This window comes from Xanthomonas albilineans, assembly GCF_009931595.1.
In the GTDB taxonomy this organism is placed as follows: Bacteria; Pseudomonadota; Gammaproteobacteria; order Xanthomonadales; family Xanthomonadaceae; genus Xanthomonas_A; species Xanthomonas_A albilineans.
In genome coordinates, this window is record NZ_CP046570.1 from 3,211,204 (window position 1) to 3,224,490 (window position 13,287).

Below are 13,287 nucleotides of genomic sequence, written 5' to 3' on the forward strand. Positions count from 1 at the left end.
ACCAACATGGGCAAACGCGGACCACCGCGCGTGCGGCGCACTATACGACGCCCTGCTTGAACCGAAGCAACGCCAGCGACACAGCGCATCCAAGGCAGATGCCACGACACATTCAGCCCAGCGAGCCGATTCCAGCCGGCCGCGTCAGCCTGCACCAGCAGCACGATGTTGCCAGATGGATCAGCTGCTTGACCAGCAGCGGATCTGCTCCAACTCGCGCACCTTGCCCTACCGAACGCCGATTGGAAATCGCCACAACACCTTGCGGGCGGTGTTGCATCTGGAAATTGCGTCTAAGCTACGTACCCCCAGTCGCCACCATCCGCCGATGCTCTACGCGCAAGTCCACCTCACCTTGCCCGCCTGGATCCACGATGCGGTCGACCCACAAGCCGTCTATGCCAGCGATACCGACAAAGTGGCGCTGGCGGTGGAACTGTCGCGTCTGAACTTGGAAGCCGGCAGCGGTGGTCCGTTCGGCGCGGCGGTCTTCGGCCCGGATCACCGGATCATCTCGGTCGGCGTGAACCGGGTGGTGCCGCAAACCACCTCGCTGGCGCATGCCGAGAACATGGCCTACATGCTGGCCCAGCAACGCCTGCAAAGCCCGCGTCTGAACGCTGTGCTGTCTCCGGTCACCCTGGCGACCTCCTCGCAACCGTGCTGCCAGTGCTATGGCGCGACCATCTGGGCCGGCATCGACCGCCTGCTGATCGGTGCCAGCGCCGAGGACGTCATGGCACTGACCACATTCGACGAAGGCCCACTACCAGCGGACTGGGTCGGCGAACTGGAACGCCGCGGTATCGAGGTGGTACGCAACCTGCACCGCGATGCCGCCTGCGCGGTCCTGCGTCGCTACGGCGAACTCGACAGCCCCCGCTACTGACCCCGCCAACCAAGGCTTGCCCATGTCCTCCGTCAACGGCCTGCTGTGCTATTGCCGGCCCGGCTTCGAACCCGAACTGGCCGCAGAACTCAACGCGCGCGCCGCCAGCATCGGGCTCGCCGCCTACGCACGCACCGAACGTAACAGCGGCTATGCGCTGCTGATCTGCGACACCGCACTGCCACCGCACACGCTGCCCTGGCGCGAATTGATTTTCGCGCGGCAGAAATTGCACCTGCTGGCCGAACTGCGCGACCTGCCACCCCACGACCGCATCGGACCAATCTTGCTGGCGCTGGCCGGGCAGGCACGTTGTGGCGATCTATGGGTCGAACACCCGGACTCGGACACCGGCAAGCCACTGTCGGGCCTGGCACGCAGCTTCGGCAACGCGTTGCGTCCAGCGCTGCGCAAGGCCGGCCTGCTCAGCGACACGCCGCACCCCCGGCTACCGCGCCTGCACGTGTGCTTCATGAACGGCACCCACGCCCTGCTCGGGATCGCCGACAGCGACGACAGTGCGCTGTGGCCGTTGGGCATTCCACGGCTGAAGCTGCTGCCCGATGCCCCCTCGCGCTCTGCGCTGAAGCTGGAAGAAGCGCTGCTGACGCTCCTGACGCCGCACGAGCGCGAAACCCTGCTGCGGCCAGGCATGCGCGCCGCCGACCTCGGCGCCGCCCCCGGCGGCTGGACCTGGGTGCTGACCCGCCAACATCTGCACGTGACCAGCGTGGACAACGGCCCTCTACGCCAACACGTGCTCGACAGCGGGCTGGTCGATCACCTGCGCGCCGACGGCTTCCACTGGAAACCGCCACAACCGCTGGACTGGATGGTCTGCGACATGGTCGAACAACCGCGCCGCGTCGCCGAGCGCATGGCCACCTGGTTCCGCGAAGGCTGGTGCCGGCATGCGATCTTCAACCTCAAGCTGCCGATGAAAAAACGCTGGGACGAAACTCAACTGTGCCTGGATCTATTCGCCGAGCGCGCCGAACGCCCACTGCAACTGCGCGCCAAACAGCTGTATCACGACCGCGAAGAGATCACCGTGCTGGCGATACCGGGCTGAGCACACGGCGCCGGTTGCATCCGTTGATCGCCTCCAGCAGATCGCACCAACGACGAATGCCTGAAAACGCCCGCTACAACACGATGCGCTGCCCGCCAGCGCCAGCGGAGCGGTAAATCGCATCGACGATGCGGATATCGCGCAAGCCTTCTTCGCCCGGTGCACGCAATGGCCCACCGGTGAGAATCGCCAGGGCGTCCTCGTCCATCTGCAACGCCTGCTGATGACGCACCATCGCATCGAACACACGCCCGTCGCTGGCCTGGCCATGGATGCCGTCGTAGGCCTGGAAGGGAGCCAATCCATACCAGCCGCGTTCGCATTCGGCGCGCAGCCGATTCATATTGCAACCGAAGCTGGTTGCACACTCGGCCACAACGCCATGCGGAAATTCCAGGGTGAACCGCATGTATTCGTCGACCTCGTCGAACAACACTGGCCGTTCGGTGGAACGAATCGCGCTGACCGCCAGCGGCTCGGCGCCCACCGTGTAGCGCGCCGCGTTGAGCGGATACACGCCCATGTCGTACATCGCACCGCCGCCGAACTGCCTGCGCAGGCGCCACGGCCGCTGCGCCGGATCGGTGTCGCGATAGCCGTCGTAGCCGGCTTCCGCGTATACCTTGCGCATCGCGCCGAACGGACGTTCGCTGGCCAACGCGATGACCCGTCGCGTGTTCGGCTCATGCTGCATGCGGTAGCCGATACTCAAGCGCACCTTGTTGCGCGCGCAGGCGTCGATCATCGACTGGGCCTGATCCGCATGCAGCGCCATCGGCTTCTCGCACCACACATGCTTGCCCGCCGCTGCAGCGCGCAGCGTCAGTGGCGCATGTAGCGAGGTCGGCGTCACGACGTAGACCACATCGATTGCCGGGTTGTTGGCGATACGCTCCAGGTCGTCGTAGCTGTAGACGTTGCGATCGGGGATGCGGTATTTGGCCTGCCAGTGCGGAATTTTATGCGGCGAGCCGGTGACGATGCCGACGAGCCGGCAATACCGGGTCAATGCCAAGCCCGGCGCCAAGCGCTCGCTGGCGTAACTGCCCAGTCCAACCAGCGCCACGCCCAACGGCTTGCGACGCTTGCCGCGCATGGCTGCCCACAGCGGCGTGGCCAATGTTCCAGCAGCCGCAGCAGACAACGCGCTCGACAGCAAAAGACGGCGATTCGGCGAGCACAGCATCATGTGCAACTCCAACCGTACAGTGTCCGCAGGTTAACCGATTGGTCGCGGCGGGTATGGCACACTGCCGCCTCCGCACTCCAGGAAGACGCTCATGCCCCGCCTTTTCCTCGCTATCGCCGCCTTGCTACTGGCCTCCCCTGCAGGTGCACAAGACACCCTCTTCAGCGCCCACGACCTAATCGGCGATGGTGTGTTCACCCATAACATCGAAGGACCAGCGACCGGACCAGACGGTGCGTTGTACGTAGACAATTTCGGCCACGACGGCACCATCGGCCGCGTCGACCGCGATGCCGCCGGGCACCCGCGCGCAACGCTGTTCGTGGAGCTCCCCCACGGCAGCATCGGCAACGGCACCCGCTTCGACCACAACGGGCTCATGTACGTGGCCGACTACGTCCAGCATCGCATCCTGCGCATCGCCTTGCACAGCAAGCAGATCGAGGTCTACGCCACGCTTGCCGGTGCATTCCAGCCCAACGATATCGCGATGGCGCCGGACGGCACCCTGTACGCCAGCGATCCGGACTGGAAACACAACGTCGGCCAACTGTGGCGCATCGATCGCGACCGCAGCGCGCACCTGATCGAAACCGGTATGGGCACGACCAACGGCATCGAGGTCAGCCCGGACGGCAAGCGCCTATACGTCAACGAGAGCGTGCAGCGCAAGATATGGGTCTACGACCGCGCCGGCGACGGCACGCTGTCCAACAAACGGCTATTCGCCAGCTTCGTCAATTTCGGCCTGGACGGCATGCGCTGCGACGCCGACGGCAATCTGTACATCGCCCGCTACAATGCCAGCAAGGTGCTGGTACTGGCTCCCGACGGAACCGTCCTGCACGAAGTCGCGACCAAGGGCCGCAAGCCCACCAACCTGGCCTTCGGCGGCAAGGACGGACGCGACGTCTATGTGACCATGCAGGATCGCGGCGCGATCGAAACGTTCCGCAGCGATCATCCAGGGCGCGAACACGGGCAGTGATGGGATACGCATCGCAGTGGCGTCTCAATCGGCGCAATCGCCGCAGGGCATCCTGCGTCCCTCGACTGGAGGAACGCACACATGCAGCCGATCGCATTGAACGACCCGGCCGGCTTCGCCGAGGAATTCCTGCGACTGACCCTACTCCAGGGATTCCAGTCGCTGACCAAACGCGACCTGGAGTTACTGATTTTCGTCTTACTGGAACGCGACGGCGCGATCGCGCGCAGCGATTCCAACGCGTTGGTGGCGCTGCGCCTGCGCGTGACGCCGGCCAAAGTGAAGGGCCTGCGCCGCGACGGCTACGCTCGCTGGCGCGCACTGGTACCGGAGGACGGCGAGACCGCGCTGCAGCGCATCGTCGCCGCGCTATTGACCGAAGACAACCTGCGCGCCGGGGCAAAGCATGTCAGCGAACGCAGCAAAAAAGATGGCTTCCTGGCGATCCGCATCGAGCACCCCGATGACCAACAGCGCTTCGAACAAGCCATCCTCGACGTCGGCGCGATGCCGGTGTACGAGCGCAACCGCGATGTGATCGCGGTGCGCTTCGACACGTTGCTGAAGATCGCCGAGCGATGGGGTTACCTGCAGCCGGAACCGGAAAAGGTGACGCGCGCGCTGGAAAAGTTGGCCCCCACCGCAGAAGAAGTCGCCGACCTGCTGAAACAGGACCTGAGCAAGCTACGCTGGCAGGATGTGCGCAGAGCGCTCAACAGCCTTGGCGTCAAAGCCATCGCCAGCACCGCCGAAGATGGGTTGAAGGGACTATTGAAACTCGCGTTCCCGTTCATTCCCATCTGAAAACGTCACCGCTCACTGTTATCGCCGCACCGGAGTCCATCGTGTCCATGCTCTACCCTATCGCCATCCTCATCGCCTGCCTGTCCGCGACGATCGCCATGCCCGCCACCGCGCAAAATCTCAACGCGACCTCCAGCGTGACCACCGAACCGCTGCGCGAGGTTCCTGCCCTGGTCCGCTCGCAGCCGCTGAGCAACGGCGTGGTGACCCACCAGGTCCAGTTACCGGTCGCTGCCGGCGAAGCGCCGGTGACCGTGCGCACGATCCAACCCGAACGCGTCGCAGGCAACTACCACATCGACTTCGACGCGCTGGACAGCGATCACGACGGCTACATCAGCCGCAGCGAGGCACAGGCCAATCCAGCGCTGGCCGACGAATTCGATGCACTGGACACCTCGCATAGCGGACGCCTCAGTCGCGCGCAATTGGCCGGCTGGCTGTAAACCCAGCTTCGTGGCGCAGGTCGCTTACGACACCTGCACAGGTCGTTTCCGTTTCGATAAGCATCACGCATACCAAACGCTGCGCACGCAATGGCATACGCGCAACTGCCAGACAGCAAGGGAAATACGCGTTGAGCAAGGCGGCTGCGCGCCGATGCAGCACCGATTTTTTAGACACGATTAAGAGTAGCTAACAAAACGACTGCGTCGCCGCCGGATGGGCGCGGGCCGTGTTCGGAATCCTCATGCACCCCTTTGTACACTGAGGTTCCTGCGCGCTGTCAGCCCCCACCCGACAGCGACTCGCGGCGTTTTCTTAGCCACTCTATTGCGTTCGGGCCGATGTTTTTGACTCCTTTCCAGCAAGACGAAGCGACTGCCGCATGCATCTGCGGCGTAGTGACCACGATGCTCAGCTTGCAACACATACTCACATGCCGGACGCGCGCTTCCAGAATGCATGCATCAGCAGCGGCAATTTGCCGGCCAGCCCCAGCAGCGGCCCACGCAAAAGGGTCAGGTGCAGGTCATCGTTGGAGAACACACGATTGATCGTATCGAAACCGTAAGCAGCGACGGTGTTGTCACTGCGCCGTGCACGCGCCCAGCGCGCCAACCGATGCGGCGCAGCCCAATCGACACCGCGCGCCTGCGCCTGCCGCACCAGCGCAGTCAGTGCGGCGACATCGCGCAGGCCGAGGTTGACTCCCTGCCCAGCCAGCGGGTGCACCACATGCGCAGCATCGCCGAGCACCAACAGGCCGTCGCGTCGATACGTTTCCACCAGTTGTCGACGTAGCGGGAATCCGACCCGCAGCGACGCGGCACGTACCGTGCCCAGGCGCGCACCGAAAGCTTGGGTCAGTTCCGCGCCAAAGGCCGCCTCATCCAGCGCCAGCACCCGCGCCGCCTCCGCCTCGGGCAACGTCCACACGATCGAGCTGCGACCATCGGCAAACGGCAGCAATGCCAGCGGCCCGCCCGGCAGGAAACGTTGCCAGGCCGTGTCCTGGTGCGGCCGTTCGGTCTGTACGAAAGCGACCACACCGCACTGAGCATAATCGTGCGCCGGCGCATCCAACCCCGCCAGACTACGCAAGGTGGACTCGGCGCCATCGGCGGCAATCGCCAAGCGCGCATCGAGCCGGCGACCATCGTCCAGGCGCAAACGGACCCGCTCGTGCGACGGCTCCAACGCCTCTACCCGCGCCGGGCAGTGCAATTGCACACCGGCCGCCGGTAGCGCCGCCCACAGTTGCTCGAGCAACAGCGCGTGTTCGACGATCCAGCCCAACTGATCGCGTCCCAGCGCATCGGCATCGAACGTCAACTCACCGCCACCGCCGGCATCCCAAACACGCATGCGCCGGTATGCGCAAGCGCGGCGCGCGAGCACCTGCGACCACACTCCACTGCCGTGCAACAGCGCCGCGTTATCCGGAGCGAAGGCATATACCCGCAAGTCCGGCGTAGCAGGCGACCAACGCGGTGGTTCACGGCCCTCGACCAGGGCCACCGCCAGGCCCTCGCTGGCCAGCGCCAACGCACACGCCGTACCGACCACGCCACCGCCGACCACCACCGTATCCAGCATCCCGCGCCGACTCATGCCACAGACTCCCGACACAAACGCGGCACCTCGCCACGGAACCCCATCGCCCCACCGACCAGCAACGACTGCAGCGGCGCGGCACCGGCGGCGGCCAGCAGACTCAGACTGCGCAACGGGCGCAGAACGGACGCGGGATTGGCCGTCAGCCGCGCCAGCCCGCCGGAAAAAGCCACGGTGCGCTGGCGATCCTGCTCGCGGCGCCGCACGTACTCCTGCAGCAGCGTCGGCGCGCCGGGATCGGTGCGATCGTGTTCGAGTATTTCAGCCAGGGTCAGCGCATCGCGCAGCCCCAGGTTGAAACCCTGCGCACCAAGTGGATGCAGGGTCTGCGCGGCATTGCCCAACAGCACCGCACGCGCGTCGGTCAAGCGATCGGCCAGAACCTGCACGATCGGATAGACACTGCGCTCGCCACTGCCGAGCAAGCGACCGACCCGCCAACCCAACGCGTCCTGTAGGCGCTGCAGCCAAGCCCCTTCGTCCAGCGCCACCACCGCGTCGGCGTCCTCGGTGGCGACCGCATGGATCGCACCGTAATGCCGATCACCACGCGGCAGCAGCGCGGTCGGACCATCATCGCGGAAGCGCTCGTAGGCGGTGCCATCGGGTTGACGGCTCCCGCGCACCCGGGCCACGAACAGGGTTTGATGGAAATCGTGGCGGATCGCGTCGATGCCCAGCGCGTCCCGCACGGCGCTGGCGCTACCGTCGGCGCCAACCAGCAACCGCGCCTGCAACACCTGCTCGACGCCGTCGTGAACGACGCGCAGCCGCCGCGAATTGGCAGTGTCCCCGTCTTCGACCGCCACGCACCGCGCGGGTCGATAGCGGTGCAGATGCGAGGCGGCGGCCAGACTGGCCTCCAGCGCCTCGCCGAAATCGCGCGCCACCACCACCTGACCGAACGCCTCGCGCCCATAGTCGGCCGCGTCCAGCCGGACCCGGCCAAAATCGCCAGCACGACTGACATGGATACGCCGGATCGGGCCGGTCGGCGCGCGCAAGCGCTGCATCACCCCAAGCGCGGTCAGTGCGTTGACCGTGGCCGCAGCGAAGCTGAGGTTGCGCTGGTCGAACACCGCAGGCAACGCGCCCGGCAGCGCGGCCTCGACCAGCCCCACGTCCATGCCCAGGCGGTCCAGCGCGATAGCCAGACTGGCACCGACCAAGCCGCCGCCCACGATCACTACGTCATGTCGTTTGCTCATCCGACCATGATACGACCAGCCTCGCAAGGTGCGGCCAAGCCTGGCACGTCTACCCATGTAGAAATCTCACCAATTTTCCTTGACAAGGAGAACTAGAGATTGCTTGAATCGCAGTGCCGGTCGCAACACGGCAAATTAAACCATATTATATTCAAGGATGATTCACAATGGTTACGCCTGATATTTTTCTCGACTTATTGCAAAATAGTCTGATGGCAGCAGATCATATCAAAGATCACCTCTCTTTTCTAACCAGCGACATCCCGCAGCCACCGACCACCCCTATTTGCGTCTGCCATTTTTAATAAAATCTAGATTTTAAGGTGGGCCGTCATTTTGACGGCCCTTTTATTTTTTTAATTATTAGATACCGACGATGCACGGCATATCTATTGACGAAGTCATGATGACGGCGTTTGGCCACATTGACTCCCCCGTAATAATTGCCTTACCAACCACCCATAACTTCATCAACCTCTCCTTTCGCGAGGAGAGCAGAGAGAATTTGTACATTTCTGGCGATCCAGATATTTTATCAGCACTTCACCCATCCAATAAAAAAATAATCAGCCGCTCTCAAGCCATTTCTATAATTGATGCAACAAGCAAAAGCAAGCATGCATTACTTCCAATTATATTTTCCTTCCCAGACCAAATCACCTCCCATCCCAACATCCAAATATTTTCATCTCGCAATGGATTGAGCCGAGGATTTTGCGCCTTTGAGATACTAGCCACATCAAAATACGGATCAACACTCTTCATTTGGCAAGGGCATGAATTCGTGAAAATCGAAAAATGCGCAAGTGCATCTACAATACTCTACCACTTGAATAATTATCTTGACCATGCTGACAATATTTTGAAGAGCACGTGGCTAACAAGCAATCTGCAACCCAGTCGATCAATGCCAAAAGTCATGGAAGAGGCGATTATCCACATAAATCATTATCAATCCCTCCTGGCCATGAATGCGAATAACGCCAATGATGCAATTAAAGCCATAAACAGCATCAATAATTTGGAGGGCATCAAGGAAAATATTGAAAATATCCTCAGAAAAACCGGATGCCGCACGTGAAAACTCCAATCTCGCTAAAGAAATTTCTAATTGATTATTTTTTGTTTTTTGCAACCCAAAATAAGAAGAGCAGAATTATTGAATATACAACCGGAATAAAATTTTCGGAAGCGGATTTTGATATCATGACCGATGCGTGTAAAAATTCAGGATGCACGATAAATCACTATTACAGATGGAGACTCAGGGAAAGATTGGCAATTGATATCTTAAAGCAATCAGACTCCGTTGCATGTATCAATTTCATCAAAAACAACACGCATAATATTGAAGAAATCGAACAGGCTGTAATCAAAGCTGATAGCGGCATACTCCTCACCACCATGCACTACGGCTCTTTTGTCCCCGCCATTTTTGCATTAGTTTCTCATATTTCAAAATTTCGAAAAATATGCGTAATTTACGACCAGCCAGAAGTCAATGCTAAAAATCGCGACTTTGATTTAATAGCAAAAAAAATGGCGACAGAATTTGGTGACGACTTTACCCCAGTCCATAACAACTCACGAGGACTAGCATCGGTTATCCGAACGCTAAAAACGGGAGGTGTCGCCGTAATTATGACAGACGTCTTCCATTCAATAAAAAACACCTACACGATTGATTTTATGGGTAGATTTTACAGGACCCTTCTTGGAGCGGCATATATCGCCAGACGATCAAATAGCGCAATAATCCCATTCCTATCGAAACCCATAATGGAAGATTATAAATTCAAAATAATAAGATCAAATCATATAAAGGCAAATGAAATATACGATCAATTGAAACCAATAGCCCGCAGGCCGGATTTTTATTGCGACCACAACACAATTTCAAAAATTTACAAATGTTACGAGGAAATGATTGGCAACGACCTGATTTACTGGCTCTATATCTTTGAACATTCATGCCACCCCACAACCCCGAAATACTATAAAGAAATCAACACCACCCAACTAGATGCAATAATATCAAAAGACCCCAGAATTAACGCAGCCAAAATTCCGGAGATCTCAATATAACTAGGCAAGCACGCACCATGCATTCAAAATCAAAAAAAGAACTCGACAATAGCAATTTAAAACTGAAATTTATTTCCGCACTTTTCGTTTTAACTCTTCATTTTTTTTTCTTCTTGTTTTTAATTTCAAAATCAGCCGTAACACCCCTGCACAGCCAAGCAGGAATGAAAATAAAATTCATCCAAAGGAGTTCTTTGGAGCCCTCCTCTTTGCAGCACATCAAAGACAACATCGTCGCAGGCAAGGAGCGCGATATGCCATTAGCCAGCAAGCGCGCTTCGGGGAAACCGAAAAAATCAAACAACGCCAATGTCCCGCCGCCCGCGCCAATCCATGAAACAGAAGAATATTCAACTGCACCCACGGCACACTCACCAGATCAGCTCATATTGACGCTACCCACTGATCCCCTGAAAGGCAATCAATCCGGAGACAACATCGATTTCGCGCCGAAAATCATGGCGCACCATACAAGTGAGAAAACCTTTTCTTCTGGGCCGGAACGATTGCATATGCGCACCAACTTGCCGCCGCGAGAAGTTATTGCAATGGTTTCAAAGTTTATCGGCCTCTGGCCCCCAGGCTATACAATCGACCCATGCATCATCCGAAAAGAAGAGGTCGATTCGCTGAGAGACGCAGTCTCAGGGAGTGATCGCGCACAGTTAGAAGAAGCATTGAGGAAAGAAAATCAGGCTTGCCGATAGATGCAGCCATTCTCACAGCCTGTGCGACAATTCGGTTTGGCACGTCGTTCATCGCATAACAGTTAAACGGTTCAATTTGCAGACTCCCGCACCTACCACCACTTTCGACTCGGCAGCGGCAAAGCCCCATGCATCCCAGTAGAATGCATCGTCTCACGCGCAAACGATTGCCTTCGCCATGACGTCCTCAGCCCACCGCCTCCCCGCCCTGCTTTTGCTGGCGTCGCTGCTGGCCGCGACCCGCATCAATCACTTCGGCGCCATTCCCGATGCTTCCTGGGCGGTGTTCTTCATCGGCGGCTTCTACCTGCGCAGTTGGACCCGCTGGGCGTTCCCGCTGCTGATGGCCATAGCGGTATTGGTCGACTATCTGGTCATCCATGGCCAGGGCCTGGATTTCTGGCAGCACTACTGCGTGTCGCCAGCGTACTGGTGTTTGATCCCCGCATACTTTGTGCTGTGGGTCGGCGGCGCTTGGCTGGTGAGCCACTACCGCGGCGCCGACTGGCGCGCGCTGGGCCTGGCCACGGGCAGCCTGCTGATAGCGGTGGCCCTGTGCCATCTGATCGCCCAGGGTAGCTTTTACTGGGTCAGCCACAGCGTGCCCAATCCCACTCTGGCTGGCTGGCTGAAGAACTACAGCGACTGGCTGTTGCCTTACCTGAGCAGCGCGGGCCTGTACGTGGCCCTGGCCGCCGCGATCCAGGTCGGCGGCGAGCAGTTGACACGCCTGGGCCAGCGCGACCAGCCAGCCGGCCACTGAGCGGACATGGGTCATCGTCTCTCCAGGATCTATACCCGAACCGGCGACGACGGCAGCACCGGACTGGGCGACGGCAACCGGGTCGGCAAAGATTCGGCCCGGGTCGCCGCCTACGGCACCGTGGACGAGGCCAACTCGGCGATCGGTATGGTCCTGGCCTGTTCGCTGGCCGAGGACGTACGCCAGTTGCTGACCGCGATCCAGCACCAACTGTTCGACCTCGGCGGCGAGTTGTGCATTCCCGGCCACGCCGCGATCCAGGCCGCCGACATCGACGCACTGGAGCAGCACCTGGACCGCTACAACGACACCTTGCCACCGTTGCAGGACTTCATCCTGCCCGGCGGCGGCGAGGCGGCAGCGCGCTGCCACCTGGCCCGAACCATCGTGCGCCGCGCAGAACGCGAGACAGTCGCGCTCTCGCGGCAGGACGCGGTACGCTCGGAAACGGTGCGCTATCTCAACCGACTGTCGGATCTACTGTTCGTGTTGGCACGCGTGCTGGCACGGGCCGATGGCCACGGCGAAGTGCTGTGGCGCCACGACCGTCGCCACGCCTAGCGGCACCCCACAACGCGCCTGCACATGCTGATCTACACCCATCCCGCCTGCCTCGGCCACATGCCTGGGCCTGACCACCCGGAACGGCCCGAACGCCTGGAGGCAGTGGTCGCGGCGCTGCGTGAGGCCTTCCCCGAGCTGGAATGGCGCCAGGCGCCGCTGGCCAAGCTCGGCGATCTGGCGCGGGTGCACGAGCAGGCGCTGATCGATCGCGTCCTGGCCGACATCGACGGCACGCGCATGCTCGACATGGATACCATGCTTTCGCCCGGCTCGCGCGCCGCCGCGCTACGCGCCGCCGGGGCCGGGACTGCGGCGGTGGATGCGGTCATGCGCGGCGAAAGCGACACCGCCTTCTGCGCGGTGCGCCCGCCCGGCCACCACGCCACCGCGACCACCGCAATGGGCTTTTGCCTGTTCAACAACGTTGCTATTGCCGCTGCCCACGCCCTCGACAGCCACGGTCTGGAGCGGATCGCCATCGTCGACTTCGATGTGCACCACGGCAACGGCACCCAAGCGATCTTCGAGCGCGACGCTCGCGTGCGTTACCTCAGCACCCACCAGTCCGGTCTGTTTCCACACTCGGGCGGAGTCCACGAGCGCGGCGTCGGCAACCTGCACAATGCCTTGCTGGCGCCGGGTAGCGACGGCATGGGATTCCGCAACACCTGGGCCGACCAAATGCTGCCGCTGCTGGACACCTTCAAACCGCAACTGCTGCTGATCTCCGCTGGTTTCGACGCGCATCTGCGCGACCCACTTGCCGACCTGATGCTCGATAGCGAAGACTTCGCCTGGCTCACCGCCCAATTGCGCACGCTTGCACAGCGGCATGCAGACGGCCGGGTGGTGTCGCTGCTGGAAGGCGGCTACGACCTGCAAGCGCTGCGCGAATGCAGCATCGCCCACGTCGACGCATTGTGCTGAACCCACCGCGGCCCCGATGAACCCCGTCCCACG

14 protein-coding genes and 1 other RNA gene are annotated in these 13,287 nt (G+C 60.7%); 12 read left to right on the forward strand and 3 right to left on the reverse strand.

From position 1 onward, the window contains the following. The first annotated feature begins 328 nt into the window (after positions 1 to 328). Together XaFJ1_RS13405 and rlmM are read left to right on the forward strand one after the other, a co-directional pair. Positions 329 to 889, forward strand: a complete 561-nt coding sequence (locus XaFJ1_RS13405; protein ID WP_012917217.1) for a nucleoside deaminase — start codon at positions 329 to 331, stop codon at positions 887 to 889. A gap of 22 nt (positions 890 to 911) precedes the next feature. Beyond that, positions 912 to 1,961, forward strand: coding sequence for a 23S rRNA (cytidine(2498)-2'-O)-methyltransferase RlmM (gene rlmM, locus XaFJ1_RS13410; protein WP_012917218.1), 1,050 nt, complete (start codon positions 912 to 914; stop codon positions 1,959 to 1,961). Between the two features lie 73 nt (positions 1,962 to 2,034). Here the strand turns inward: rlmM and XaFJ1_RS13415 are convergent, their stop codons facing one another. Then, positions 2,035 to 3,150 carry a Gfo/Idh/MocA family protein gene (locus XaFJ1_RS13415; protein WP_012917219.1) on the reverse strand — a complete coding sequence of 372 codons (1,116 nt, stop codon included), beginning with the start codon at positions 3,148 to 3,150 and terminating at the stop codon, positions 2,035 to 2,037. Positions 3,151 to 3,241: 91 nt separating this feature from the next. On the opposite strand from XaFJ1_RS13415, the gene XaFJ1_RS13420 reads away from it, so the two are divergent. From XaFJ1_RS13420 to XaFJ1_RS13435, 4 genes are all read left to right on the forward strand, one after another. Then, positions 3,242 to 4,138 (forward strand): SMP-30/gluconolactonase/LRE family protein, encoded by an 897-nt coding sequence (locus XaFJ1_RS13420; RefSeq protein ID WP_012917220.1) that lies wholly within the window; start codon positions 3,242 to 3,244, stop codon positions 4,136 to 4,138. Positions 4,139 to 4,219: 81 nt separating this feature from the next. Beyond that, positions 4,220 to 4,942 carry a hypothetical protein gene (locus XaFJ1_RS13425; RefSeq protein ID WP_012917221.1) on the forward strand — a complete coding sequence of 241 codons (723 nt, stop codon included), beginning with the start codon at positions 4,220 to 4,222 and terminating at the stop codon, positions 4,940 to 4,942. A gap of 47 nt (positions 4,943 to 4,989) precedes the next feature. Then, a complete protein-coding gene (locus XaFJ1_RS13430) occupies positions 4,990 to 5,388 on the forward strand; it encodes an EF-hand domain-containing protein (RefSeq protein ID WP_012917222.1) in 399 nt (132 codons plus the stop codon). A gap of 245 nt (positions 5,389 to 5,633) precedes the next feature. Continuing rightward, a non-coding RNA gene (locus XaFJ1_RS13435) (sX9 sRNA) lies at positions 5,634 to 5,710 on the forward strand. A 108-nt stretch (positions 5,711 to 5,818) separates the two neighbouring features. On the opposite strand, the gene XaFJ1_RS13440 is transcribed toward XaFJ1_RS13435, so the two are convergent. Together XaFJ1_RS13440 and ubiH are read right to left on the reverse strand one after the other, a co-directional pair. After that, positions 5,819 to 6,997, reverse strand: a complete 1,179-nt coding sequence (locus XaFJ1_RS13440) for a UbiH/UbiF family hydroxylase (RefSeq protein ID WP_012917223.1) — start codon at positions 6,995 to 6,997, stop codon at positions 5,819 to 5,821. Further along, the gene (ubiH, locus tag XaFJ1_RS13445) at positions 6,994 to 8,208 is read right to left on the reverse strand and encodes a 2-octaprenyl-6-methoxyphenyl hydroxylase (protein WP_012917224.1); all 1,215 of its coding nucleotides are present in this window, start codon (positions 8,206 to 8,208) and stop codon (positions 6,994 to 6,996) included. The genes XaFJ1_RS13440 and ubiH overlap by 4 nt, the downstream gene beginning before the upstream one ends. Positions 8,209 to 8,584: 376 nt before the next feature. Between ubiH and XaFJ1_RS13450 the strand changes: the two genes are divergently transcribed. From XaFJ1_RS13450 to XaFJ1_RS13475, 6 genes are all read left to right on the forward strand, one after another. Continuing rightward, complete coding sequence (locus tag XaFJ1_RS13450) at positions 8,585 to 9,289, forward strand: hypothetical protein (RefSeq protein ID WP_012917225.1); 705 nt, start codon at positions 8,585 to 8,587, stop codon at positions 9,287 to 9,289. Continuing rightward, positions 9,286 to 10,293, forward strand: coding sequence for an LpxL/LpxP family acyltransferase (locus XaFJ1_RS13455; protein WP_161525199.1), 1,008 nt, complete (start codon positions 9,286 to 9,288; stop codon positions 10,291 to 10,293). Before XaFJ1_RS13450 ends, XaFJ1_RS13455 begins: the two co-directional genes overlap by 4 nt. 17 nt (positions 10,294 to 10,310) lie before the next feature. Continuing rightward, a complete protein-coding gene (locus XaFJ1_RS13460) occupies positions 10,311 to 11,000 on the forward strand; it encodes a hypothetical protein (protein ID WP_012917227.1) in 690 nt (229 codons plus the stop codon). Between the two features lie 178 nt (positions 11,001 to 11,178). After that, positions 11,179 to 11,763: a hypothetical protein gene (locus XaFJ1_RS13465; RefSeq protein WP_012917228.1), complete on the forward strand. Its 585-nt coding sequence runs from the start codon at positions 11,179 to 11,181 to the stop codon at positions 11,761 to 11,763. 6 nt (positions 11,764 to 11,769) lie between these two features. Continuing rightward, positions 11,770 to 12,324 carry a cob(I)yrinic acid a,c-diamide adenosyltransferase gene (locus tag XaFJ1_RS13470; protein WP_012917229.1) on the forward strand — a complete coding sequence of 185 codons (555 nt, stop codon included), beginning with the start codon at positions 11,770 to 11,772 and terminating at the stop codon, positions 12,322 to 12,324. A gap of 24 nt (positions 12,325 to 12,348) precedes the next feature. Then, positions 12,349 to 13,254, forward strand: coding sequence for a histone deacetylase family protein (locus XaFJ1_RS13475; RefSeq protein ID WP_012917230.1), 906 nt, complete (start codon positions 12,349 to 12,351; stop codon positions 13,252 to 13,254). The last annotated feature ends 33 nt before the right edge of the window (positions 13,255 to 13,287 follow it).